Source organism: Microvirga zambiensis WSM3693 (assembly GCF_016735695.1).
GTDB classification, from domain to species: domain Bacteria; phylum Pseudomonadota; class Alphaproteobacteria; order Rhizobiales; family Beijerinckiaceae; genus Microvirga; species Microvirga zambiensis.
On sequence record NZ_JAERQD010000007.1, the window covers coordinates 25,277 to 50,036 of the forward strand.

24 protein-coding genes, 1 tRNA gene and 1 pseudogene are annotated in these 24,760 nt (G+C 65.1%); 12 read left to right on the forward strand and 14 right to left on the reverse strand.

Features of this window, described 5'->3' with window-relative positions; translation table 11 throughout:
* Positions 1–8 precede the first annotated feature (8 nt).
* The gene (locus JKL46_RS07500) at positions 9–1,100 is read left to right on the forward strand and encodes an alkene reductase (RefSeq protein WP_201831465.1); all 1,092 of its coding nucleotides are present in this window, start codon (positions 9–11) and stop codon (positions 1,098–1,100) included.
* 110 nt (positions 1,101–1,210) lie between these two features.
* Here JKL46_RS07500 and JKL46_RS07505 read toward each other — a convergent pair whose 3' ends face one another.
* The gene (locus tag JKL46_RS07505; protein ID WP_201831466.1) at positions 1,211–1,660 is read right to left on the reverse strand and encodes a hypothetical protein; all 450 of its coding nucleotides are present in this window, start codon (positions 1,658–1,660) and stop codon (positions 1,211–1,213) included.
* A 46-nt stretch (positions 1,661–1,706) separates the two neighbouring features.
* On the reverse strand, positions 1,707–2,270 hold the full coding sequence (locus tag JKL46_RS07510) for a dihydrofolate reductase family protein (protein ID WP_201831468.1): 564 nt from the start codon (positions 2,268–2,270) through the stop codon (positions 1,707–1,709).
* 141 nt (positions 2,271–2,411) lie between these two features.
* Between JKL46_RS07510 and xth the strand changes: the two genes are divergently transcribed.
* Positions 2,412–3,197 (forward strand): exodeoxyribonuclease III, encoded by a 786-nt coding sequence (xth, locus tag JKL46_RS07515; protein ID WP_201831470.1) that lies wholly within the window; start codon positions 2,412–2,414, stop codon positions 3,195–3,197.
* Positions 3,198–3,401: 204 nt separating this feature from the next.
* Here xth and JKL46_RS07520 read toward each other — a convergent pair whose 3' ends face one another.
* The 3 genes from JKL46_RS07520 to JKL46_RS07530 all read right to left on the reverse strand — a co-directional run bounded on the left by JKL46_RS07520 (position 3,402) and on the right by JKL46_RS07530 (position 7,160).
* Positions 3,402–4,244, reverse strand: coding sequence for a tetratricopeptide repeat protein (locus JKL46_RS07520; RefSeq protein WP_201831472.1), 843 nt, complete (start codon positions 4,242–4,244; stop codon positions 3,402–3,404).
* Positions 4,231–5,961 (reverse strand): dihydroxy-acid dehydratase, encoded by a 1,731-nt coding sequence (gene ilvD / locus JKL46_RS07525; protein ID WP_201831474.1) that lies wholly within the window; start codon positions 5,959–5,961, stop codon positions 4,231–4,233. The genes JKL46_RS07520 and ilvD overlap by 14 nt, the downstream gene beginning before the upstream one ends.
* Positions 5,962–6,332: 371 nt before the next feature.
* A complete protein-coding gene (locus tag JKL46_RS07530) occupies positions 6,333–7,160 on the reverse strand; it encodes a protein-L-isoaspartate O-methyltransferase family protein (RefSeq protein WP_201831790.1) in 828 nt (275 codons plus the stop codon).
* A gap of 84 nt (positions 7,161–7,244) precedes the next feature.
* On the opposite strand from JKL46_RS07530, the gene JKL46_RS07535 reads away from it, so the two are divergent.
* On the forward strand, positions 7,245–7,637 hold the full coding sequence (locus JKL46_RS07535; protein ID WP_201831476.1) for a hypothetical protein: 393 nt from the start codon (positions 7,245–7,247) through the stop codon (positions 7,635–7,637).
* Between the two features lie 15 nt (positions 7,638–7,652).
* On the opposite strand, the gene JKL46_RS07540 is transcribed toward JKL46_RS07535, so the two are convergent.
* From JKL46_RS07540 to lipB, 3 genes are all read right to left on the reverse strand, one after another.
* The gene (locus JKL46_RS07540) at positions 7,653–9,260 is read right to left on the reverse strand and encodes a carboxyl transferase domain-containing protein (RefSeq protein ID WP_201831478.1); all 1,608 of its coding nucleotides are present in this window, start codon (positions 9,258–9,260) and stop codon (positions 7,653–7,655) included.
* Positions 9,261–9,375: 115 nt separating this feature from the next.
* Positions 9,376–9,750: a hypothetical protein gene (locus JKL46_RS07545; RefSeq protein WP_201831480.1), complete on the reverse strand. Its 375-nt coding sequence runs from the start codon at positions 9,748–9,750 to the stop codon at positions 9,376–9,378.
* Between the two features lie 90 nt (positions 9,751–9,840).
* Positions 9,841–10,566 carry a lipoyl(octanoyl) transferase LipB gene (lipB, locus tag JKL46_RS07550; protein WP_210381303.1) on the reverse strand — a complete coding sequence of 242 codons (726 nt, stop codon included), beginning with the start codon at positions 10,564–10,566 and terminating at the stop codon, positions 9,841–9,843.
* Positions 10,567–10,829: 263 nt separating this feature from the next.
* Here lipB and JKL46_RS07555 point away from each other — a divergent pair.
* From JKL46_RS07555 to JKL46_RS07585, 7 genes are all read left to right on the forward strand, one after another.
* Positions 10,830–10,914, forward strand: a tRNA-Leu gene (locus tag JKL46_RS07555).
* Between the two features lie 232 nt (positions 10,915–11,146).
* The gene (mgtE, locus tag JKL46_RS07560) at positions 11,147–12,571 is read left to right on the forward strand and encodes a magnesium transporter (protein WP_201831484.1); all 1,425 of its coding nucleotides are present in this window, start codon (positions 11,147–11,149) and stop codon (positions 12,569–12,571) included.
* A 90-nt stretch (positions 12,572–12,661) separates the two neighbouring features.
* Positions 12,662–13,561: a glycoside hydrolase family 25 protein gene (locus JKL46_RS07565; protein WP_201831486.1), complete on the forward strand. Its 900-nt coding sequence runs from the start codon at positions 12,662–12,664 to the stop codon at positions 13,559–13,561.
* A gap of 225 nt (positions 13,562–13,786) precedes the next feature.
* A complete protein-coding gene (locus tag JKL46_RS07570; protein ID WP_201831489.1) occupies positions 13,787–14,959 on the forward strand; it encodes an isovaleryl-CoA dehydrogenase in 1,173 nt (390 codons plus the stop codon).
* A gap of 257 nt (positions 14,960–15,216) precedes the next feature.
* A complete protein-coding gene (locus tag JKL46_RS07575; protein ID WP_201831490.1) occupies positions 15,217–15,870 on the forward strand; it encodes a glutathione S-transferase family protein in 654 nt (217 codons plus the stop codon).
* A 170-nt stretch (positions 15,871–16,040) separates the two neighbouring features.
* Positions 16,041–16,745: a ribonuclease activity regulator RraA gene (locus JKL46_RS07580; protein ID WP_201831491.1), complete on the forward strand. Its 705-nt coding sequence runs from the start codon at positions 16,041–16,043 to the stop codon at positions 16,743–16,745.
* A gap of 273 nt (positions 16,746–17,018) precedes the next feature.
* Positions 17,019–17,816 carry an ElyC/SanA/YdcF family protein gene (locus JKL46_RS07585; RefSeq protein WP_201831492.1) on the forward strand — a complete coding sequence of 266 codons (798 nt, stop codon included), beginning with the start codon at positions 17,019–17,021 and terminating at the stop codon, positions 17,814–17,816.
* A gap of 118 nt (positions 17,817–17,934) precedes the next feature.
* On the opposite strand, the gene JKL46_RS07590 is transcribed toward JKL46_RS07585, so the two are convergent.
* Together JKL46_RS07590 and JKL46_RS07595 are read right to left on the reverse strand one after the other, a co-directional pair.
* Entirely contained in the window at positions 17,935–18,222 is a 288-nt protein-coding gene (locus JKL46_RS07590; RefSeq protein ID WP_201831493.1) for a DUF3253 domain-containing protein, read from the reverse strand.
* Entirely contained in the window at positions 18,215–18,907 is a 693-nt protein-coding gene (locus tag JKL46_RS07595) for a DUF599 family protein (RefSeq protein WP_201831494.1), read from the reverse strand. The genes JKL46_RS07590 and JKL46_RS07595 overlap by 8 nt, the downstream gene beginning before the upstream one ends.
* Positions 18,908–18,978: 71 nt before the next feature.
* On the opposite strand from JKL46_RS07595, the gene JKL46_RS07600 reads away from it, so the two are divergent.
* A complete protein-coding gene (locus JKL46_RS07600) occupies positions 18,979–19,389 on the forward strand; it encodes a rhodanese-like domain-containing protein (protein ID WP_201831495.1) in 411 nt (136 codons plus the stop codon).
* Here the strand turns inward: JKL46_RS07600 and JKL46_RS07605 are convergent.
* From JKL46_RS07605 to JKL46_RS07620, 4 genes and pseudogenes are all read right to left on the reverse strand, one after another.
* Positions 19,386–19,679: an acylphosphatase gene (locus JKL46_RS07605; protein ID WP_201831497.1), complete on the reverse strand. Its 294-nt coding sequence runs from the start codon at positions 19,677–19,679 to the stop codon at positions 19,386–19,388. The two genes, JKL46_RS07600 and JKL46_RS07605, sit on opposite strands and share 4 nt — an antisense overlap.
* Before the next feature lie 148 nt (positions 19,680–19,827).
* Positions 19,828–20,241: pseudogene (locus JKL46_RS07610) on the reverse strand (gamma-glutamylcyclotransferase family protein); the annotation flags it as partial.
* Between the two features lie 461 nt (positions 20,242–20,702).
* Positions 20,703–22,703, reverse strand: a complete 2,001-nt coding sequence (locus JKL46_RS07615; RefSeq protein ID WP_201831501.1) for an acetyl-CoA carboxylase biotin carboxylase subunit — start codon at positions 22,701–22,703, stop codon at positions 20,703–20,705.
* 338 nt (positions 22,704–23,041) lie between these two features.
* The gene (locus tag JKL46_RS07620; protein ID WP_201831503.1) at positions 23,042–23,452 is read right to left on the reverse strand and encodes a hypothetical protein; all 411 of its coding nucleotides are present in this window, start codon (positions 23,450–23,452) and stop codon (positions 23,042–23,044) included.
* Between the two features lie 319 nt (positions 23,453–23,771).
* Between JKL46_RS07620 and JKL46_RS07625 the strand changes: the two genes are divergently transcribed.
* Positions 23,772–24,701, forward strand: a complete 930-nt coding sequence (locus tag JKL46_RS07625) for a ring-cleaving dioxygenase (protein WP_201831505.1) — start codon at positions 23,772–23,774, stop codon at positions 24,699–24,701.
* Positions 24,702–24,760 lie beyond the last annotated feature (59 nt).

Here is a 24,760-nt window from a genome sequence, read left to right on the forward strand (position 1 = left end):
GTTTTATCATGAGCGCCGATGCCAATGCATTGTTCCAGCCCTTCACTCTGGGTGATCTGACCCTGCCGAACCGCCTGGTCATGGCTCCCCTAACCCGCAACCGGGCTGCCAAGGGCGACGTGGCTCGCGACATCACCGCAACCTATTATTCCCAGCGCGCCAGCGCCGGCCTGCTGATCTCGGAAGGTTCGCAAATCTCCCACCAGGGCCAGGGCTACCTGCGCACACCCGGCATCTACACGCCGGAGCAGGTGGCGCATTGGCGCAAGGTGACCGATGCGGTTCACAAGGCCGGCGGGCGGATCTTCATTCAGCTCTGGCACGTGGGTCGCGTATCCCATACCTCGCTGCAGCCCGACGGCGGTTCGCCTGTCGGCCCCTCGCCGCTTCGCGCCCAGACCAAGACCTTCCTCGAGGAAGGCTTCGCAGAGGTGTCGGAGCCTCGCGCCCTCGATATCTCGGAAATTCCCGGCATCCTGCGCGACTACGAGAATGCAGCCCGCAACGCCAAGGAAGCCGGCTTCGACGGCGTCGAGATCCATGCGGCCAACGGCTACCTGCTCGACCAGTTCATGAAGGACGGCTCGAACCACCGCACCGACGCCTATGGCGGCTCCATCGAGAACCGCGCCCGCCTGACCATCGAAGCGGCCGAGGCCGTGCTGAAGGTCTGGGACAAGGGCCGGGTCGGCATCCGCCTGTCGCCGGCAAAGGTCAACGATGCCGCGGATTCGGATCCGCAGGCCCTGTTCTCCTACGTCGTCGAAAAACTCGACAATCTGGGCCTCGGCTATATCCACATGATCGAGGGCGCGACCCAGGGCGACCGCAATGCGGTGAGCGTCGATTATGACGGCCTGCGCAAATCCTTCCGCGGCGCCTACATCGCCAATAACGGCTACAGCCGCGAGATGGCGGCCGAGGCCGTGGCGAGCGGGCGTGCAGATCTCGTGGCCTTCGGACGCCTCTTCCTCGCCAATCCGGACCTTGTGGAGCGCTTCCGCCTCAACGCGCCGCTCAACGAACCGGACCGCGCCACCTTCTATGGCGGCGGCACCGAGGGCTATACGGATTATCCGGGCCTCGAAGAGGCGGCCTAGAGCATCGGACGGACCCGGAGGGTCCGTCTCGACCGATGCTCTCATTCAAGGAGAAAGCATCGGATTGATCCCAAAAGTGCAAGTCCACTTTTGGGTCCGATGCTTTAGTCTCAGCAGCCCTGACAGATTCCACGCCGAACTCTCTTGTCGGCCTCTTCGAGGAGTTTCTCCTCGCGAGAGCTGGGGTTGACCGTCGAGCGCTCGCCCCGCTGTAAGCGTCCATCGGCCGTGGTCCCCGTGGTCGTGGGGCCGCCGCTGCTGCCTTCCGTGCCGGGCGGCGGAATCGTGCCCGCCGTGCCGGCATTCCCGGCCGGCGTATTGCCTGCGGTTCCGCCGACGCGGCTCGCCCGGTTGCCCGGATCAGTACTTCCCTGCATGGGCGGCCGGAACGTCGAGCTGCCGGACTGAGAACTGCCGCTGGGCGCGGCCGTCGTGCTGCTGGACGGGCTTGCAGAACTGGATGAGCCGCCACTGGATCCCCCGGAGGATCCCTGCGCCCAGGCGGCGCCGGCGATCAGACAGCCGGCGAGCAGCGCAGTGGGAATGGTGAGATGACGCATGGGCTCCTCCTTTCGGATCGCTGTCGAACGTCAACGTCAAGCAAACTCAAGAGTTTCGACCTCCCTGCCGCCAAATTGCCAGGCTCACGGGGCCGGCGGGATCGAGGATCCGTCGGTCGCCAGGCGTAAGGCCACGCTCCGACAGCATGGCTTCGGCGCTCAATCCTTCCCGGCAGGCTGAGAAGACGGTTACGCCATTGGGAACAACGACTCCCTCTGCGCGGGTTAGGTGAAACGCGTCGTATCCGATACCGAGGAAGAGATCGAAGACGCGCCTTCCGCCCGGTACGGCAACCCGCCCGCCCTCCGGCAGCACTGCGGCAATGGCCTCGCCCCAGGGCAACGCCTCGGGGTTCCACCACCAGCCATCAGCGCGACGCTCGAGCCCTGTTGCGGACGAGGACAGGATCATCCGCAGACGCCCTTTCGGGTTCGGATGGGCCTCATGCCCCAGGCGCCCGAGAACAGTTAGGGCCGACCTGTTGAGCTCGCTCTGAAAGTAGGCCCAGTCGGCATCGTTGCGCAGAACGTCCGGCGTCCGCCCGGCCTCGTCGGCGATGCAATCATTGTCGGAGACGATGGCATAGCCGTGGATATCAATGATGGGCATGCAACGGCCTCTTCTTCAAGAAATGGATGAGCCAGGATTCGGGCATCGTGGGCGACCATGGGGATGATGACGAGTTCCAGCTTGCCAGCCGAAGACGAAAATCCGATGAAACAACGGGACTGAAAAAGCGAGACTATCCCCATGCGGATCGTGACTTGGAACGTAAATTCCATCAAGCAGAGGCTGGACCACCTCGCCACCTTCGTGAAGAGCGCCGATCCGGACGTGGTCTGCCTGCAGGAACTCAAATGCATCGACGAGGCCTTTCCGCGCGCGGAGGTGGAGGCTCTCGGCTACAACGTCGTGACCCATGGCCAGAAGGCCTATAACGGCGTCGCCATCCTGTCCAAGCGTCCGCTGGAGGATGTGCGTCGCGGCCTGCCGGGCGACGACGGCGACGAGCAGGCCCGCTATCTCGAGGGTGTCATCTCGACCGAGACCGGCGCCGTGCGGGTCGCCTCGATCTACCTGCCGAACGGCAACCCCATCGCGACCCCGAAATTCGACTACAAGCTCGCCTGGATGGACCGTCTGCGCGCCCATGCGCGCGGCCTGCTCCTGCTGGAGGAACCGCTCGTTCTCTGCGGCGACTACAACGTCATCCCCGAGCCCATGGACGCCATGGACCCGGCCGCCTGGGTGAACGACGCCCTGTTCCAGCCGCAGAGCCGCGGCAGGTTCCGGGAACTGCTCAATCTCGGCTTTGTCGACGCGGTGCGCGCCTGCAACGACCAGCCCGGCCTCTATTCGTTCTGGGATTATCAGGCCGGCGCCTTCCAGCGCAACAACGGCATCCGCATCGACCACCTGCTGCTCTCGCCCCAGGCGCAGGACAAGCTGCGGACGACGTCGATCAGGAAGGACGTGCGCGGCTGGGACAAGCCGTCCGACCACGTGCCGGTGATGGTGGATCTGGATATCGATTGATTGCTCTCTGACCCTACACGCTGCCTTGGCTAAACGCTGAACGTCATGGCCGGGCTTGTCCCGGCCATCTCGATCCTGTGAAGCGCCGCGCTTTTCTTAATCGGGATCACCGGCACAAGGCCGGTGATGACGTGGGCGGGAATCCAAAACGCAAAATGGCCGGGACGAGCCCGGCCATGACGGTGATGGCGTCAGCCGCCAGCTTTACCGGCGCGACTGGATGTACTGCTCGAGCAGGGCAAGAGCGAGCTTGCGGTCGCCCTCGTCGGCTGCAGCGAAAGCGTCGTCGTAGAGCGACACGATCCACCGGTCCTTGGCGCCGTCGGTCGAGGCCTCGCGGGCGAGCGTCAGCCACATGAGACCCTTGGCGCGCTGCCGCGGAACGCCCTGCCCGGTCATGAGCAGATGGCCGAGGAGCGCCTGCGAGGCCGTATGCCCCTTCTCCGCCGCAAGGTTGAACCAGCGGGCCGCATGGCGCGGATCCTTCCGCACGCCGGTGCCTTCGAGATAGAGACGGGCGAGGTTGTACTGCGCATTCGAGTCGCTGAAATAGCTCGCCGCGTAGCTGAACATCTCCACGGCGCGTTCCGGATTGGCCATGACATAAGTGTCCTTGATGCCATCCAGGAAATAGCCGCCGAGCGCCACGAAGGCGCTGGAGACGACGGCTGCGTTCGGCGAATCCGGGCTCTCGTCCGCATGCTGGTCGGCGAGCCTCGAGAAATACTCGAACGCCTTCAGGTCGTCATGCTCGACCCCGTCGCCGTCGGCATACATGCGCCCGAGCTTCCACAGGGCGAGCTGGTGCCCCTGCCCTGCCGCATATTCCAGCGCCTGCACGGCACCGACCTTGTCGCCGGCATTGTAGTCGCGCATGCCGCTGCGCAGCGCATCGCGCACCGAACCATACTTGGTGGCCGGCGCGAGCGCCGGCGACAGAGCGGGCGTGAGCGGCTGCGGACGCGGCGCAGCATCGAGCGCATAGGCCGCGCCGGCACCGAGGGTAGCCACCCACAATGTGGCTGCAAGGAGATTAAACGTCCGCATAGGTTTCTTTTTCTGCGGCTCCGCCGGGATGGGTGATTGCCCCGTCCCGCGCCGGACCCACTGTTTGCGCGTATTTCCAGAGATAGCCCGAGGTGGCGCTCGTCTCGCGCGGCTTCCACTCCGCGCGGCGCTTCGCCAGTTCCTCGTCCGAGAGTTCCACGTCGATGCTGCCCTTGATCGCATCGATCGCGATGATGTCGCCGTCCTTGAGAAGGCCGATGGGCCCGCCCACCGCCGCCTCCGGCCCCACATGGCCGATGCAGAAGCCGCGGGTCGCGCCCGAGAAACGGCCGTCGGTGATGAGCGCGACCTTGTCGCCCATCCCCTGGCCGTAGAGCGCCGCCGTGGTGGAGAGCATCTCGCGCATGCCGGGACCGCCGCGCGGCCCCTCGTAGCGGATCACGAGAACCTCGCCTTCCTTGTACTGGCGCGTCGAGACCGCCTCGAAGCAGGCCTCCTCGCCGTCGAAGCAGCGCGCGGGACCACGGAAGATCTGCTTGTCGGCTGCCATGCCGGCGACCTTCACGATGGCGCCCTCGGGCGCGAGATTGCCTTTGAGCCCCACAACGCCGCCGGTGGGCGTGATCGGCGCATTCGCCGGATAGACCACGTCCTGGTCGTCGTTCCATTTCACGGAAGCGAGGTTCTCGGCCATGGTGCGGCCGGTCACGGTCATGCAATCACCGTGCATGAAACCGTGATCGAGCAGGGTCTTCATGAGCAGCGGAATGCCGCCGACCTCGAACAGATCCTTGGCGACATAGCGTCCGCCAGGCTTGAGATCCGCGATATAGGGCGTGCGCTTGAAGATTTCGGCGACATCGAACAGGTCGAACTTGATGCCCGCCTCATGGGCGATGGCCGGAAGATGCAGGGCCGCATTGGTCGAGCCGCCGGAGGCCGCGACGACGGTCGCCGCATTCTCGAGGGCCTTACGGGTCACGATATCGCGCGGGCGGATGTTCTTGGCGATCAGGTCCATGATCTGCTCGCCGGCGGCGGCGCAGAACCTGTCGCGGATCTCATACGGTGCGGGCGCGCCGGCCGAATACGGCAGCGCAAGACCCATGGCCTCGGAGACGGTCGCCATGGTGTTGGCTGTGAACTGCGCGCCGCAGGCGCCGGCGGAGGGGCAGGCCACCTGCTCGAGCTCGGTCAGATCCTCGTCCGACATCTCGCCGACGGAATACTTGCCGACCGCCTCGAAGAGATCCTGAACCGTCACCTGCCGGCCGCGGAAGGAGCCGGGCAGGATCGAGCCGCCATAGATGAAGATCGACGGCACGTTGAGGCGCACCATCGCCATCATCATGCCAGGCAGGGACTTGTCACAGCCGGCCATGCCGACGAGCGCGTCGTAGGAATGGCCGCGCATGGTCAGCTCGACCGAATCGGCGATCACCTCGCGCGACGGGAGCGACGCCTTCATGCCCTGATGGCCCATGGCGATGCCGTCGGTCACCGTGATGGTGCAGAATTCGCGCGGCGTGCCGCTGGCCGCCGCGACGCCCTTCTTCACGGCCTGGGCTTGCCGCATGAGGGAGATATTGCAGGGAGCGGCCTCGTTCCAGCAGGTGGCGACGCCCACCAGCGGCTGGGCGATCTGCTCCTTGGTCAGACCCATGGCGTAGAGGTAGGAGCGATGCGGCGCGCGAGCCGGCCCCACCGTCACGTGACGGCTCGGCAGCCTCGACTTGTCGATCACCCGCGCATCCATGGTCCGCACTCTTTATCCACCCGGTTCTCACGGGGAATCCAAGCCCTTTGGAACTCCCGTGATCTGCCACGTGCTACACCACCGATGCAACGATCCTTAGGGAGGATCGGCGAACAGCCTTAACCGGGATTCCAGCCCCGGCACCATGCCGTAACGTCTTGGTTTAGAAGCACTTTAGCCTGCTTAAGGTTTAGCGCTTGGTTTATGGCGGGATCGCGGCGGAGCTTGGGCCGAACACGGCAGGATGTTGAAGCTTTGAGGGTGTTGCTCTGGTGCAACATTTTTGGGACGGGATTCCTGTTCGGGGCGGCGATAGGAACCCACCATTTGAGCGAAGAAACATGACCGGCGACCAGTCGGCCTCAGTCGTCTCAATCCAACTCCTCCGACGAGAACCAGACATCTTTATAAACCGCGACGGCGCTCGCACCGGGCGCACGCTCGCTGCGGATCCAGATGGATCGCACCGCCGCGAGATCCGCCTCGGTCGGCAGGTGTCTCACCGAGATCCTTTCGCTCGTGCCGCTGCACGAGATGAAGCCGACCGTCATCAGCGGGCGGGCGCTGAAGCCCTGTGTTTCACGAGTCACCAGCGTCGCCGGTCCCCAGCCCTTGTGCGGCTGCCAGGGGAAGATCAGCCTCCCGCCGGGATTGAGCGCGCGGAGCCATTCCACATCCGGCGCGAGCACGCCCGCATTCACGTAGACCACATCCGCCTTCGGCAGCACCCGCCCGAAGGCGGAGGCGGAATGGACCGTCACGTTCGGATAATCCTGCAGGTTGGCGACCGCCTGCGCGGCGAGATCGGATTCGTACTCGAACGCTTCGATGCGGCCGCCCGGCCCGACGAGGCGCGCGAGGATCGCCGTGTAATAGCCGGTCCCCGCCCCCACATGGATCACGGTCTCGCCCGGCTGCGGGTGGACCGCATCCATCCACATGGCGTGAAGGGACGGCTCGCCGTTGTTGATGCCGCGCTCGGGCGCGATGGCGACAAGCACGTTGTCGTAGAGGCTCGCAACGTCGCTTGTCCGCGTCCCGGCCCCCATGCGGATCACCGTCCAGGGCGGCGGCGGCAGAAAGGCCTCGCGCGGAACCGCGGCGAATGCCTGCCCGATTCGTGGGTCCTCGACCTCGGCCATGCGCGCGATGTCGGCAGCATAGGCGCGCCGCGCGGCCTCGATCTCGGTTTCATCCATCGACAGCACGACCAAAACCCCTCTGTTCAGAGAGGATCCTAGGGGAAGAGGCTATGGTAAATGGGGCTTTTCAGGAATCCGCCAATGGCATTTCAGCGCCTTCTCCCCTTCCTCATCATGCCTTTCCTTGCCGCCTGCAACCAGACGGCAGCGCCCGAAGCTCCCGCTTCTCAGGCCCTGCCCGGATCGGGCGCCATGGCGGCCATTCTCGATGTGCAGCAGACCCAGGCGCAGCACAGCCTGACGGCGACGATGGCCAATCATGCCGCCTCGCTCGACCGCAGCGGCTCGGCGATGTACGCGACCAAGGCGATGTACGAGGAGCAGGCGCGCATCCAGGGGCAGAAGGTGCAGCGCATGATGAGCGAGGTGAACAAGCTCGTCCAGGAAGCCGAGGCGCTGGGAGAGCTCAACGAAAGCATGGAGCGGCAGAAGGCGAGCGGCGCCGCGGGGTCGCGCCGCAAGACGACGCCCTAAACGGGTCGGGCACCCCTACATCCTGAACACGCCGAACTTGGTCTCCGGCACGGGCGCGTTGAGCGCCGCGGAGAAGGCGAGCGCCAGCACGCGGCGGGTCTCCGAGGGCAGGATGATGCCGTCGTCCCACAGGCGCGCGGTGGCGTGATAGGGCGAGCCCTCCGCCTCGTAGCGGTCGCGGATCGGCGCCTTGAACGCCTCCTCTTCCTCCGCGCTCCAGGCCTTGCCCTCGGCCTCGATGTTGTCGCGCCTCACGGTCGCGAGAACGCTCGCCGCCTGCTCGCCGCCCATCACCGAGATGCGCGAGTTCGGCCAGGTGAACAGGAAGCGCGGGGAATAGGCGCGGCCGCACATGCCGTAATTGCCAGCGCCGAAGGAGCCGCCGACGAGCAGCGTGATCTTCGGCACCTGCGCACAGGCGACCGCGGTGACGAGCTTCGCGCCGTCCTTGGCGATGCCGCCGGCCTCGTATTGCCGGCCGACCATGAAGCCCGAGATGTTTTGCAGGAAGAGCAGCGGAATGCGCCGCTGGCAGCACAGCTCGATGAAATGCGCGCCCTTCACGGCGCTTTCCGAAAACAGGATGCCGTTATTGCCGATGATGCCGACCGGCATGCCCCAGATGCGCGCGAAGCCGGTTACCAGCGTCGTGCCGTAGAGCCGCTTGAACTCGTCGAATTCCGAGCCGTCGACGAGGCGCGCGATCACCTCGCGGATGTCGTACTGCTTCTTCAGGTCGGTCGGGACGATCGCGTCGAGATCGTCGATGGCGTATTTCGGCTCGACCGGGTCGGAAATGTCGATGTCGATGTGCTTGCGCGTGTTGAGCGTGCCGACGATGCGGCGCGCGATGGCGAGCGCATGCACGTCGTCGGTGGCGTAGTGGTCGGCCACGCCGGAGAGGCGGGCATGCACGTCGGCGCCGCCGAGATCCTCGGCCGAGACCACCTCGCCGGTCGCCGCCTTCACCAGGGGCGGGCCGCCGAGGAAGATGGTGCCCTGGCGGCGCACGATGATGGTCTCGTCGGACATGGCCGGCACATAGGCGCCGCCCGCCGTGCACGAGCCCATGACGCAGGCGATCTGGGGAATGCCGAGCGAGGAGAGGGTCGCCTGGTTGTAGAAGATGCGGCCGAAATGCTCCCGGTCTGGAAACACCTCGGTCTGGTGCGGCAGGTTCGCGCCGCCGGAATCGACCAGATAGATGCACGGCAGACGGTTCTCTCGCGCCACTTCCTGGGCGCGCAGGTGCTTCTTCACCGTCATCGGGTAATAGGTGCCGCCCTTGATGGTCGAATCGTTGCAGACGATCATCACCTCGCGGCCTTCGACTCGGCCGATGCCGGTGATGATGCCGGCGCCGTGGATCGCGTCGTCGTACATGCCGTGGGCGGCGAGGCTGCCAAGTTCGAGGAAGGCCGCGCCGGGATCGAGGAGGCGCGTCACGCGCTCGCGCGGCAGAAGCTTGCCGCGGGAAAGATGCCGTTCGCGCGCCTTGGCGGGGCCGCCTTCCGCCACCGCCTGCCGCTTGGCCTGGAGATCCTGAGCAAGCTCGGCCCAGGCGGCGCGGTTCCCCCGCGCGGCGTCCGAAGTCAGATCGGCAGAAGTGGCGATGACGGGCACGGCGCGGGTCTCCCTTGGTTCTGGTTTGGACTCCTTCCTGCCAGTTGCAGGAATAGCCTGAACGTCAGTACCTAGAAGTAGGGAAGTCGCGCAACTGGTTCAGCAGGCGGCCGTGTCAGCCTTTCGCACGAATGACCGCTTCATCGACGACGCCCGGACCACAGCGATAGGCGATGCCGCGCACGAGCGACCAGTCGTGAGACACCTGCTGGAGATAGAGATGCGTACCGCCGAGAGCGACGGTCGCCTGCAGCATGTCCTGCGTGGCGTAGCCGAAGGTGGACCGGCCGAGGGTGACGCCGAAGCCGATATTGACCGGCGTGTTGGCCCCCGCCGTCGTCGGCGTCACGGGGCTCACCTCCCCGAGGCGCGTGCAGACGCGGACATCCGCCGGCGAATCGACGATCTTCACGAGCTCCACCGGATCTGGCCGGTAGGCGCAGGCCGAGGCGGCAAGAGCGACGAGGGAGGCAAGAAGGACGCGTTGCATGAAGGTTCCGCCAACAAATCAGCCGTTTGACCCAGCTTAGAGCATGAAGCGCGCTTGGGGAGAAGCCTTGCCGTATCCGCTGTGAAAAACCTAGGGGCCGTGGCTGAAGAGCAACGGTCTCTCTGCCTGCTCCGTCGGCCCGAAGATCTCCTCGAAGCTCCGTCGCATGACGGCGTCGACCTCCGGCATGGTGACCGGGATGCCGAGATCGACCAGGCTCGTCACCCCATGCTCGGTCACGCCGCATGGAACAATGCCTGTGAAGTGCGAGAGGTCGGGCTCCACGTTCAGGCTGATGCCGTGGAAGGTCACCCAGCGCCGGACCCGGATGCCGATGGCGGCGATCTTGTCCTCCGTCGTCTCGCCTTTGTCGGGCCGGCGCACCCACACGCCGACCCGGTCCTCCCGGCGCTCTCCGCGGATGTTGAAGCCGTCGAGGGTGGCGATGATCCAGGCCTCCAGGGCGGTCACGTAGCGGCGCAGGTCCGGTGCGCGACGGTGCAGGTCCAGCATCACATAGGCCACCCTCTGGCCGGGCCCGTGATAGGTGTATTGCCCTCCCCGGCCCGTCCGGTGGACCGGGAAGCGGTCGGGCTCGACGAGATCGGCCTCCTTGGCCGAGGTTCCTGCCGTGTAGAGCGGCGGATGCTCCACGAGCCAGACCAGCTCCCGCGCCTCTCCGGCAGCGATGGCCTCGGCGCGGGCCTCCATGAAGGCGACCGCCTCCTCGTAACCGACAGGCTCGTCCGTGACGGCCCACTCGACCGGTTCGGATGCGGTCTCAGGCTGGAAATGAACCGCCAAGCTGTCTCGCAGGTTCGACACTGATTCACCTTGCGTTTGCGGAATGCAGGACGGTGACGCCCTGCCCCGTCTGGGAAGCACCGGACAATTGTCGCGCTCCTCGGGAATGTCCGGCTTATATAGTCGTCACAGAGGCTTATCGCCTATCCCCTCTGCGGCAAGCGAGGCATTCGCTCCGTTCAATCGCTGCAAGCGCCATCCGGGGGGTTGCAGTGCTCAAATCGATCTGCTAGAGCGGCGACCTCTTCAGGAAAACCAGTCCTGAAACCGAGTTCGCGGTCATGGCGGAATTGGTAGACGCACTACCTTGAGGTGGTAGCGGGGAGACCCGTGGAGGTTCGAGTCCTCTTGACCGCACCAACTTTCGGCACCTTGCGGTGCTGAACAAGTTGACGAAAAAGGCCCCTTCACGGGGCCTTTTTTGTTGCCCATATCCGACCTCGTCGCCGGCAACTCGAGTGCCTGTCTCAAACCCCTGAAACAGCCTCGCCGGAAAGGCCGCAACCAATTCCCCGGGAAAGTCTTTTGGGCGCATTGCGCGCATTCGCATGCGCACCTAAAAGGCGGGCACCCCACCTTCAGAGGACGGCTGATGCTGGAAGTCGAAGACAAGACGCCGCTCCCGACGCCCGATGGGCCTGAAACCGAGACCCCGGCGTTCCGGGACGAGGAAGGTGAGCTCAATCCGGAATTCCTGGCCGCCGCCGCCGATGCCATCGAGGCCTCGGAGGTCGAGCGCCTGCAGAAGCTCGTCGAAGACTTCCACGAATCCGAACTCGGCGATCTTCTCGAGGCGCTCGAACCCGATCAGCGCCCCCGCCTGATCGAGCTTCTCGGCGCATCCTTCGACTTCGCCGCCCTCACCGAGGTCGACGAGGCGGTCCGCGAGGAGATTCTCGAGGAGCTCGAGACGGCCACCGTCGCCGAGGGCGTGCGCGATCTCGATTCCGACGACGCGATCACCATTCTCGAAAGCTTGCCCGAGGAAGAGAAGGCGGAGGTTCTCGACCAGCTGCCGGCGATCGAGCGCGTCGCACTCCAGCGCTCCCTCGACTACCCGGAAGACAGCGCCGGCCGGCGCATGCAGACCGAGTTCATCGCCGTGCCGCCGTTCTGGACGGTCGGGCAGACGATCGACTTCATGCGCGAGACCGAGGACCTGCCGGAGACTTTCTACGAGATCTTCGTCATCGATCCCGGTGCCCACCTGCTCGGTTCGGTGCCGCTCGACCGGCTCCTGCGCTCCAAGCGCCCGGTGACGATCCAGGACATCATGAACGCCGAGCCCGACCGGGTGGAGGCGACCGAGCAGCAGGACGAGGTTGCGCGCCTGTTCGAGCGCTACAATCTCGTCTCGGCAGCCGTCGTGGACAATGCCGGCCGCCTTGTCGGCGTCATCCTCGTCGACGACATCGTGGACGTGCTCGAAGAGGAGGCCGATGCCGACATCAAGCAGCTCGGCGGCGTGAAATCCGACGAAGAGCTGTCGGACACGGTCTTCTACACCCAGAGAAGTCGCTTCCCCTGGCTCTTCGTGAACATGTGCACGGCGCTCATCGCGGCCAACGTCATCAACCTGTTCGAGGAATCCCTGGAGAAGATGGTGGCGCTCGCCATCCTCATGCCCATCGTGGCCTCCATGGGCGGCAATGCCGGCACCCAGACCATGACCGTCTCCGTCCGGGCGCTTGCGACCCGCGAGCTCGGCCGCACGAATGCCTGGCGGATCATTCGCCGCGAGGCCGGGGTCGGCCTGCTCAACGGCCTGATCTTCGCCTGCATCATGGGCTCCATCGCGGGCGTGTGGTTCCAGTCGATCGAGCTTGGGTTCGTGATCGGGCTCGCGCTGATCGGAGTCCTTTTCTTCGCGGCCCTCGGGGGGATCTTCGTGCCCCTCACCCTCAACCGCTTCGGAGTCGACCCGGCCGTTTCGTCCGGCCCCTTCGTCACCAGCATCACGGACATCGTCGGCTTCTTCACCTTTTTGGGTATCGCAACGGCCTGGTTTCACCTGTAGGCTTGCCCCGCGCCTTGGCCGTAAGGGCCTGTTAACGCTCTTCCGGCATCTCTGGTGCGGTCTCGCTTTGCGTCCAATACAGTTGAACCGATGAAGACTCGCCGCCGCTCCCCCAGCCGCTCCAAGAGCTCGGGCCTGAAGACATTCGTCCAGGCTGCCCGGTTCGGTGCGCTCGCCGTAATCGCGCTCGGGCTCGCCTCCTGCGCCGTCATGCCTTCGGCCAGCCGCTACCCGACCAAGGGCGACGCCCGCCCCCACGACGGTGTCGCGACCGCCCACCGTCTGCCGATCCACGGCGTGGACATCTCCAAATGGCAGGGGGATGTGGACTGGGCCGCCATGCGCCAGGCCGGCACCAAGTTCGCCTTCATCAAGGCGACCGAGGGCGGCGACCATATCGACAGCAAGTTCCACGAGAACTGGTGGGAGGCCAAGAAGGCCGGCGTTCCGCGCGGCGCCTACCATTTCGTGTTCTGGTGCCGTCCGGCCCATGAGCAGGCCGCCTGGTTCAAGCGCAACGTGCCCCAGGATCCCGATGCCCTCCCCCCGGTCCTCGACGTGGAGTGGAACGGCCAGTCGGTGAACTGCCCCAAAAAGGTTCCGCGCGAGCAGGCGCTCGCCATGATCGACGTGATGCTGCGCGAGATGCAGGCCCATACCGGCAAGCGGCCGATCATCTACACCGACATCACCTTCCACAAGGAAATCCTGGAAGGCGAGTTCAACGACTATCCCTACTGGATCCGCAGCACCGCCGCCGAGCCTCAGGTGCGCTACAACGACCGGCGCTGGACCTTCTGGCAGTTCACGACCACCGGCCGGGTGCCCGGCGTGAAGGGCGACGTTGACCGTAACACCTTCTACGGCACGGAGAACCAGTGGCGCATGTTCGTCCAGAGCGCCTGCGATCCCCGCGACCACGGCCGCCTCAGGGCACAGGGCGTGTGCCGCGACATGGATGCCGTGCAGACCGCGAGCATCGACGAGTAAGTCCGGTCAGCCGGCTTTGAGATTTCAGGCTCCCTTGCCCGCCGTGAGGGAGCCTTTTCTTTTGATCGCTCCGACCAATTGCTGGTTCGGGAAAACGGCCCATTTTCTTTCCCGAAAGATCCGGTCTTGATAAGGACAGCAATGCTGACCAAAATAGCCGGATAGAGATGCTCCATCGTGCTGCCCGATTGCGGGATGCCGAATGGGGTCGGGAGGACAACGACAATGCTGCCGAATGCCGCCAAGGGCTTCAACTTCGATCTCGGCGAGACCGCCGACGCCATCCGCGAGACCGTGCGCGACTTCGCGCAGGCGAAGATCGCGCCGCGGGCGGAGGAGATCGACCGCACCAACCAGTTTCCGCGCGATCTCTGGCCCCAGATGGGCGAGCTCGGTCTGCACGGCATCACGGTCGAGGAGGAATACGGCGGCACGGGCCTGGGCTATCTCGAGCACGTGATCGCGATGGAGGAGGTCTCCCGCGCCTCCGCCTCTGTCGGCCTGTCCTACGGCGCCCATTCGAATCTCTGCGTCAACCAGATCCGCCGCAACGGCAATGAGGAGCAGAAGCGCCGCTACCTGCCCAAGCTGATCTCCGGCGAGCATCTCGGCGCACTCGCCATGTCCGAACCGGGCTCGGGCTCAGACGTGGTCTCCATGCGCACCCGCGCCGAGAAGCGCGGCGACCGCTACGTGCTCAACGGCAATAAGATGTGGATCACCAACGGCCCTACCGCCGACACCCTGGTGGTCTATGCCAAGACCGATCCGGAGGCGGGGCCGCGCGGCATGACCGCCTTCCTGATCGAGAAGGATTTCAAGGGTTTCTCGACCCACCAGAAGCTCGACAAGCTCGGCATGCGCGGCTCCGACACCTGCGAACTGGTCTTCGTCGATTGCGAGGTGCCGGAGGAGAACGTGCTCGGCCAAGTGGGCAAGGGCGTGAACGTGCTCATGTCGGGCCTCGACTACGAGCGCGCCGTGCTGGCCGCCGGCTCCACCGGCATCATGCAGGCCTGCATGGACGTGGTGCTGCCCTACATCCACGAGCGCAAGCAGTTCGGCCAGGCCATCGGCGAGTTTCAGCTCGTCCAGGGCAAGGTCGCCGACATGTACGTGACCATGAATGCGGCCAAGGCCTATGTCTATGCGGTCGCCAAGGCCTGCGACCGGGGCGAGACCACCCGCGAGGACGCCGCCGGCGCCATCCTCTATGCAGCCGAGAACGCTACCAAGATGGCCCTCGACGCGATCCAGCTTTTGGGCGGCAACGGCTACATCAACGACTATCCGACCGGCCGCCTGCTGCGCGATGCCAAGCTCTACGAGATCGGCGCCGGCACGAGCGAGATCCGCCGCATGCTGATCGGGCGCGAGCTGTTCGCAAAGACGGCCTAACGAGGCTGGCCCCTAAGCCCTCTCCCCCTTGTGGGGGAGAGTTGGAGAGGGGGGTGCTGGCGCATCGTTCTGAGAGGTTGGCGCTCACACCCTCCTCCCTAGCCCACCCCCACAAGGAGGGAGGGAAATAGCGCCTGTATTCCAAAGAGAACCATCCATTGATGAATGGGTCAGACGTTGAGGAGGTTCGTTCCCACGATGGTCATTCGGGCCGAAGCGGTTACAGTGAGGAATTCATTGCCAGCCGTGAGGCCCCGATGACGCTGAAGCTCTATGCCCATCCCTTCTCGTCGTATTGCCAGAAGGTGCTGACCGCGCTGTACGAGAACGGCAACCCGTTCGAGTATCGCACGCTCGGCGAGGAGAAGACCGACGCCGAGCTGGAAGCGCTCTGGCCCATCAAGCGCTTCCCGGTGCTCGTCGACAACGGCCGCACGGTGATGGAAGCCATCGTCATCATCGAGCATCTCGGGCTCTATCATCCGGGGCCTGTTAGGCTGATCCCGGAAGATCCGAAACAGGCACTCGAGGTGCGGCTGATGGATCGGTTCTTCGACAATTACGTCATGACGCCGATGCAGAAGATCGTCTTCGATCACATCCGCCAGGAGAAGGACCGCGACCCTTGCGGCGTCGCCGACGCGAACGCGATGCTCGACAGGGCTTATGCTTGGCTCGACAAGACGCTCGCGGGGCGCGAATGGGCGGCGGGCGATACGTTCAGCGCCGCCGATTGCGCGGCGGCTCCTTCGCTGTTCTATGCCGATTGGGTTCACCCCGTCGGCGAAGCTTATGCGCGCGTCCGGGGTTATCGGCAAAAACTCCTCGCCAGGCCGTCCTTCGCGCGAGCCGTGGACGAGGCCCGGCCCTACCGCCATTTCTTCCCGCCGGGAGCGCCCGACCGCGATTGAGGCTGCCGCAGGCATCACCTCTCCCTCAAGGAGAGGTAAACCCGCGCCTCACCATCAAACACTATCGCTCACATCCCCATCCGTAATCCCTCCTCACAAGCCGGACTCCGAGGTGGCGCACATTCGGCCGGGCCGTTATGAATGCCACATCGCACCATCAGGAAACTGCCATGACCCTCGATAAGACCATCGCCGATGCCCTGCGCGCCGCCTCCACCGCCACGATCACCACCGTGCTGTTGAAGAAGGGCGTCCGCCGCTGCTGGATGAAGGGGCCGATGCCGGCCTTCAACGCCACGGACAAGATGGTCGGCCGCGCCTTCACCCTGCGTTTCGTGCCGGCGCGCGAGGATCTGGCGACACCGGAATCCTGGGCCTCTCCCACCTCCACCCGCGCCGCCATCGAGGACATGCCGGAAGGCTGCATTGCGGTCGTCGATTCCATGGGCGTCGTGGACGCCGGCATCTTCGGCGACATCCTCACGGCCCGCATGAAGAAGCGCGGCGTCGCGGCGCTCATCACCGACGGCGTCATCCGCGATGCGGTCGGCGTCGAGGGCACGAACCTGCCGGTCTGGTGCGCGGGCGTGGCCGCGCCTCCCTCCGTCGCCGGCCTCACCTTCGTCGGCTGGCAGGAGCCCATCGGCTGCGGCGGCGTCGCGATCTTCCCGGATGACGTGATCGTCGCCGACCGCGACGGCGTCGTGGTGATCCCCGCCGCCATGGTGGAAGAGGTCGCCAAGGCCGCCGTTGAGCAGGAGCGCTATGAGCTCTGGGTCATGCGCGAGGTCGAGAAGGGCGTCCCTCTCCCCGGCCTCTACCCGCCCAACGCCGAGACCAAGGCCCGCTACGAGGCGGAGGTGAACAAGGTTTGAGGCGGCGCCTCGCGAGAGCCGCAATGTCATTCCCGGCCGGAGCGTAGCGGACGGGAAGGGAATCCACAGTAGCGAGCGTGTGAGTGGATCCCCTTCCCGGCCGACGGCCGCCGGGGATGACACCCTGGCACGTCATGGCCGGCGTTCTCGACTAGGAAAAGCGCCGCGCCAATCGGATCGGGATCACCGGCACCGACCCCCGGATCAAGTCCGGGGAGGTGATGACGTGAGAAGGTGTGTCCAAGCGTAAATCGCCATGAATGAGGATGGCCCGTGTTCTACACCCTCTCGAAAGTCGCATGGTTCTTCGCCACGCCTTCCAACCTTCTGGTCAGCCTTATCCTGCTCGGCCTCGTGATCTCGCTGTTCAAGCGCGTAAGGCCGTTCGGCATCGGCCTGAGCCTCGCCATGACGCTCACGACCATGGTCCTCGGCCTGTCGCCCATCGCCAGCTATGTACTCACACCGCTGGAGGAGCGGTTTGCACCCTTCCGTGACGACGGCCGGCCCGTCGACGGCATCATCCTGCTCGGCGGCTCCGTCGAGGCGGCGGATTCCGCTGCCCGCGGAATGATCGTCTCCAATGAATCGGCGGAACGCGTGCTCGACACGATCCAGCTCGCGCACCGCTACCCGAACGCCCGCATCCTCATCTCCGGTGGCGGCGGCACGGTCTTCGGCGACGGAGCGGCGGAGGCTCCCATCATCGCGGCCTATCTGAAGAGCGTCGGCATCGATTCCGCGCGTATCCTGATCGAGGACCGTTCGCGCACGACTGCGGAGAACGCCACCTATTCGCGAGAACTGGCAAAGCCACGCGAAGGGGAGCGCTGGCTTCTCGTCACCTCGGCCTGGCACATGCCGCGCGCCGTCGGCGTTTTCGAGAAGGCGGAGTTTCCGATCACGCCCTACCCGGTCGATTTCCGCACCGGCGGAGGCCGCAACACGCATCGCCCGTTCGCCTTCATCTCGGAGGGCCTGCGACGGCTCGATCTCGGCTCGAAGGAATGGGCGGGCCTGATCGGCTATTACGCGACGGGCCGCACGGGGCGGATTTTCCCCGGTCCTTAAGCCAGGCTCATAAATCTCTTACCTCATCCTGAGGAGCCTGCGGAGCAGGCGTCTCGAAGGAGGTTCCAGAGAGCACTGGAGACGCCCTCGTCCTTCGAGACGCCGCCTGCGGCGGCCCTCAGGATGAGGGCTCAGGAGCCTCCGGCGGCAGCGCCAGCCGATACGTGCCGCGAAAATCGTCGGGATCGACCGGGCGGCCTTTTCGCAGAATGGCGATGCGCCCCTCTTTCATCAGGCGCACGGCGACCTTGCGGACCGGCTGCATGAGCGGTCCCCACCCGTCCGGCTGGTTGCCGCCGATGGCCTGGGCGACATCCGCCGGGCCGATGGTCTTGCCGGGTCCGCGCTCCGCCAGAAGCGAGAGCATGGCGGTTTCCAGTTCCTCGGGATTCGCGTTCCTAGACATCGGTTCCACTCAAAGCTGCATCGTGGGCATCGGATAAAAACTGGCGTCTCCACATGACGATCAGAACGCCGGCGGTGGCTCCGATGAAGAGATAGGCGCTCACGAACCAGCCGAGATAGGCCAAAGAGAAGAAGAAGGCCCGCTGCCCGCGATTGAAATGCTTGCCGGCCACCGCGTTCATGGTGCCTGCCTGACGTGCCACCGCGAGGGCCTCGGCCCGGTTGCTCTCCTTCAGGACGGGAACCGCGCCGACGATGATCACCATGTAGTTGAACAGCCTGTAAGCCCAGGCGAACTTGAAGAAGGCATAGACGAAGATTACCGCGAGACCGATGACCTTCACGTCCCAGGCAAGCCGCGTCGGCGGCTCGCCGAAGGGCAGATCGGCAAAGACGGGAAGCACCGAGTCGGTGGATTGCAGCAGCGCCAGCACGCCGCCGATGGCGATCAGCGAGGTCGAGGCGAAGAAGGCGGTGCCGTTCATGAGCGAGGCCATGATCGTGGTGTCGACGATCCGGTTCTCGCGCACCACCATCTGCTCCATCCAGCGATAGCGGTAGCTGTTCATCATCTTGTTCAGGCTTCTCTGGCCAGCAGGCGTGAGTTCGAGCACGGCGTGGTAGCCGAACCAGGCGATCAGGAAGAAGGCCAGCGCCACATAATCGAGATTGGTGAAGCCGAGCACCCGTGAACTCCCGTTGACTCCGCAGCCATCATGCCCAGTTTGTGGAAAGCCTCAACCCGGAGCGGCCACTCATGCCTCAGACGATCACACGCGGCTACAAGACATTGCTCGACGAGGCGAATGCCAAGATCGAGACGCTGCCCGTCGCCGATGCCATCGCCCTGCAAGGCCGGGAGGACGTGGTGTTCGTCGATCTGCGCGATCCGCGGGAACTCGAGCGCGAGGGTCGCCTGCCGGGTGCCGTCCATTGCCCGCGCGGCATGCTGGAATTCTGGATCGATCCGGAAAGCCCCTATCACAAGCCGGTCTTCGCCCAGGACAAGACCTTCGTGTTCTTCTGCGCCGGCGGATGGCGTTCCGCGCTCTCCGCCGCAACGGCGCAGGATATGGGGCTGAAGCCGGTCGCCCATATGGAAGGCGGATTCACCGCCTGGAAGAAGGCAGGCGGTCCCATCGATGGCGATGAGCCCGGCAAGGACTAAGCCGTACCGCGGATCTCAAACCGGCTCGAAAGCTCGTCTTCGGGCCGAACTCCCGCGATCACCTCGACCCGTTCGACGCGCGATCCCGACGGCCCCTCGTGGCAGGCCTTCAGCATGACATCGACGAGATTGGCGGGCCCCGAAAGCACGGCTTCGACCGTGCCATCGCGTCGGTTGCGGACCCAGCCGCTCAGCCCATGAAGCTGCGCCTGATGCTGCGTCCAGGCGCGGAAGCTCACCCCCTGGACGCGGCCATGGATCAGAATGTGGAGCGTTCGATTCTCGGTCATCTGTCCTCACTCAACGCGCGCGCATGGCGGGGGTTCTCGGCAGGCCGGACAGCTTTCAGCGGTTTTTTCGGAACGTTCCCGAAGGCGCGTTCCAGAGCGGGCGCACCTTGGGGGTCTGCGCGGCCGGAGCCGAGGCCTGCGTCCGGGGCAGCCAGATACCGAGGCTCTTGATGTAGTCCGCAGGGAGCCCGGCATGCTCGGCCGCTTCCACCACCCCCTCCATGTAGCCGGGAAGCGGCGTGCCGGGCTTGGCGCTGCGGCCGATATAGACCACCGCCCGGCGCGGACCCTGCTCCGTCACCACGGGCTGCACGACCTTGGTGTAGAGACCCGTCGAGAGGCTCTCATAGCGGTCGAGGGCCGGGACGTCGGCGAGCGCCAGGTCCCAGACCATGCCCCAGACCACGCGCTGTGGATCGCGCACAACGGAGGCGTAGCCTTCCTCGAAGATGATGAAACGGTGGCGCATGAGCCGCCCGATGCCGACCGGCTTCGAGGCAGGACAGCGCTGGAGCATGGCGGCCTGGTCCATGTTGGACCCGTAGGCGAAGTAGAGAGGCATGGGTTTGGGTGCTTCCTTCGTTGCCGGTCGGCTACATTCGGGAAGGCCGGACAAGCCTCCCTCCCACGTCATCACCGGCCTCGTGCCGGTGATCTCGACCCGAAAAGCACGGCGCTTCACCGTATCGGGATGGCCGGCACAAGACCGGCCATGACGTGAGAGCGTGTCATCCCCGGCGGCCGTAAGGCCGGGAAGGGGATCCACCCGCACGCGAGGCGCTGATAGTTTCCCACCCCCTCCGCTGTGCTCCGTCCGGAGACGGACCCACCTACGTCATGGCCGCACTTGTTGCGGCCACCCACGCCTTGAGGATCCGCCACGCTGCAGAAGACGTGGGTCCCCGGGACAAGCCTGGGGATGACGGCGGAAGGTGTCATCCCCCTGGCGTGGGACTGGTATCGAAGAACACCCGCCGTGCAATAGGTTCATATCTAGTAGAATGCCCGCCGAATGTGACCGCCTTATGCAAACTCCATGATCACCGCATCGACGGCGAGGCTGTCGCCCTCCTTGGCGTGGATCTTGGAGATGGTGCCGTCGCGCTCGGCGCGCAGCACGTTCTCCATCTTCATCGCCTCGACGATGCAGAGCGGCTCGCCGGCCTTGATGTCCTGCCCGACCGAGACGCTGATCGCCTTCACCAGTCCCGGCATCGGGCAGAGCAACTGCTTGCCCGTATCCGCCTCAAGCCGCTCCGGCATCAGGGCGGCGAGTTCCGCCTCGCGCCGGGTATAGACCCGCACCTCGGCCGCGGCGCCGGCATGGGCGAGCACGACGCCATTGAGGATCGGCCGCACCTGGACCGCGACCTCCTCGCCGCCCACGCTTCCGGTCCAGACCGGCTCGCCCGGCCGCCAATCCGAGACGATGGGCCAGGACTGGCCGCCGATCACGACGGCAAAGCCGCCCTCGATGTCCTCGATCACGACCTCATGACGCTCCTTGCCCAGCAGCACCACGCGCTCGCGCTCGAAGCGCAGGCTCGAAGCCTGGCGCATCTGGCCGGAAATGTGGCGCTTGCGCTCGTTGAGCAGGTGGTCGATGGCGGCGCCCACCGCTGCCATGAGAAGGGCAACCTCGCCTTCTGGTGCCGGCGCATGGAAGCCGTGCGGGAACTCCTCGGCGATGAAGCCGGTGGAGAGCTTGCCCGACTGCCAGCGGGGATGCTGCATCAGGGCGGAGAGGAACGGGATGTTGTGCCGGATGCCGTCGATGGCGAAGGCGTCGAGCGCCGTCGCCTGGGCTTGAATGGCCTGCAGGCGGGTCGGGGCGTGGGTGACCAGCTTGGCGATCATCGGATCGTAATAGATCGAGATCTCGCCGCCCTCGTAGACGCCGGTGTCGTTGCGCACCGTGACGCCGTCCTGCGCGCCTTCCTGCGGCGGGCGGTAGGTGACGAGGCGCCCCGTGGACGGCAGGAAGTTGCGTACCGGATCCTCGGCATAGATGCGGCTTTCCACCGACCAGCCGTTCAATATCACATCCGACTGAGACATCCGCAGCTTCTCGCCGGCGGCCACGCGGATCATCTCCTCGACGAGGTCGATACCGGTGATCATCTCGGTCACCGGATGCTCCACCTGCAGGCGGGTGTTCATCTCGAGGAAGTAGAACGACTTGTCCTGGCCGGCCACGAACTCCACCGTCCCGGCGGAATCGTAAGCAACGGCCTTGGCGAGCGCGACCGCCTGCTCGCCCATCAGCTTGCGGGTGGCCTCGTCGAGCAACGGCGACGGCGCCTCCTCGATGACCTTCTGATTGCGGCGCTGGATCGAGCATTCGCGCTCGCCGAGATAGATCACGTTGCCGTGCTTGTCGCCGAGCACCTGGATCTCGATGTGGCGCGGGTCGGTGATGAATTTTTCCACGAAGACCCGGTCGTCGCCGAAGGAGGAAGCCGCCTCCGACTTGGCGCGGGCGAAACCCTCGGCGACCTCGTCGGCGGAGTACGCGACGCGCATGCCCTTGCCGCCGCCGCCGGCGGAGGCCTTGATCATCACCGGATAGCCGATCTCGTCGGCAATGGTCACCGCCTGCTCCGGCCCCTCGATCACGCCGAGATAGCCCGGCACGGTCGAGACTTTTGCCGCGGCGGCCGCCTTCTTCGACTCGATCTTGTCGCCCATGGCGGCGATGGCGCCAGGATTGGGGCCGATGAAGACGATGCCGGCCTCGGCCAGCGCCTTCGGGAAGGCCTCGCGCTCGGACAGGAAGCCGTAGCCGGGATGGACGGCCTGGGCGCCGGTGGCCTTGCAGGCCTCGATGATCTTCTCGATCACGAGATAGGATTGGGCGGCCGCCGCCGGGCCGATATGGACGGCCTCGTCGGCCATCTCCACGTGAAGGGCATCCCGGTCGGCATCGGAATAGACGGCCACCGTCTTGATGCCCATGCGCCGGGCGGTCTTGATGACCCGGCACGCGATCTCGCCCCGGTTCGCAATCAGGATCTTGTCGAACATGAACCTCGAACGCTCCACCCAAACAAATTAAGCCCCACCTCCGTTACTGCACATCGGTGCCTTGGGGAAGCGGGGCTTGTTTCAGCAATTAGCGTTAGGCGCGTCTAAGTCCGTCGGGACTTCACCATACAGCCCTCATCCTGAGAGTCTGGCTCGAAAAGGGTTCCTGCTCCTAAGCCCTCATCCTGAGGGCCGCCGCAGGCGGCGTCTCGAAGGACGAGGGCGTCTCCAGAGATCACTGGATCCTCCTTCGAGACGCAGCTTCGCTGCTCCTCAGGATGAGGTGAGAGATTGATGAGCCAGCCTCTCAGGATGAGGGTTCAGGGATATGCAGGTTGTTATGCAGCCATCTGGGACAGCCGCGCCTGCTGACGGCCGCGCATGATGAAATCGAGCAGCGCCACGTCCACATGGCCGGCCTCGTCGAGGATCGCGTAGGCGATGCTCATGGCGTTCGGCGACGGGCCGCTGACGTCCAGAACGGTGGCGAGCCAGAACGCATCGTCGTTGCTGACGACCCCGTGGGGCAGCCGCTTCCAGACGACGAATTCGACGACGAGCTTCGTCAGAACGCAGCCCCAGCTCTCAGTACCGCTCGCAACGCGGTCGAGCGCCAGGAGGGATTCGACCTCGAGGCGGCTGGTAATGCCGCAATCCATGATCTGCTGAAGTGTTTCCACGTCATCATCCGACACGTGCTGCGTATCGGTGATCCTGTCGATGAAATCGCGAAGCTGTTCCTTCATCATCCGTTTGACTCCCGCCGGCTTTTCTTTGGCTTACTGCCGGTTGTCCGCTTGTCTGGAAGGAACTTTCACATGGATGCCAGGGCTAAACCGTTAACGCGAAATGCTGAATCGCCGTTGAGGTTAAGCCTTGCTGAGAGACTTTGGTTGCTGGATTCTTGCCGTTCCAGATTCTTCAGCAATCACGAGCCTTTGCCGACGCGGACGCGGCCGGCTTTGCAATCACGCAAGGTCGCCCTTTCCGCACTTCACCGACCATCAATGGTACATATCTCCCTGCCAAGCGACGCAAATCCGCGTCAGCCCGTTAAGGAACACTCCCATGCGGCACCACGGTATCCATCACGTCACCGCCATCGCAGGCCCCGCCCGCCGCAACCTTGATTTCTACACCCGCGTGCTCGGCCTGCGACTGGTCAAGAAGACCGTCAATTTCGACGATCCCGGCACCTATCACCTCTATTTCGGCGACAGCCTCGGCCAGCCCGGCTCGATCCTGACCTTCTTCCCGTGGGAGCATGTCGCACCCGGAAGAAACGGCATCGGCTCGACGCAGGAGACGTCGTTCCGGGTGCCTGAGGCCTCTCTCGGCTACTGGACGCACCGGTTCATCGAGCAGGGCGTCGAGCATGGCAACGTGGAGAAGCGCTTCGGGCAGAGCGTGCTGACCTTCAAGGATCCGCACGGCACCACCCTCGCGCTCGTGGGCACGCCGAATGCGGAGAGCGAGCCTGCCTGGACGGCCGGTGACATCCCGTCGGAGCATGCCATCCGCGGCCTGGAGGGTGTCACGCTGCTGGTCGAGAACGGCGAGCGCACGGCTAAGATCCTGACCGACGTCTTCGGCTTCCGTGAGACGGCTCGCGAGGGATCCTTGATCCGCTACAAGACGGATGCTCTCATCGGCGGCACGGTCGACATCCGCAGCGCCGGCGGCTTCCTGCCAGGACGCATGGGCGGCGGCTCCGTCCATCACGTGGCCTTCCGCGCCAAGGACGATGCCGATCAGGCCGAGATGGTGAAGAAGCTCGCGGAGAAGCACGGCATCGAGACCACGGAGCAGAAGGACCGCAACTACTTCCGGTCCGTCTATTTCCGGGAGCCGGGCGGCATCCTCTTCGAGATCGCCACGGACGAGCCGGGCTTTGCCGCGGACGAGCCTCAGGACAGCCTGGGCGCCGCGCTGAAGCTCCCGGCCTTCCTGGAGGCTCGGCGCAGCGAGATCGAGGCGCACCTGCCTGAGTTGGCCTAGCCGAAAACCCTCTCCCCACGCAAGTCGGGTGTTCCCGACTTGCGCTATTGAAGTGGATC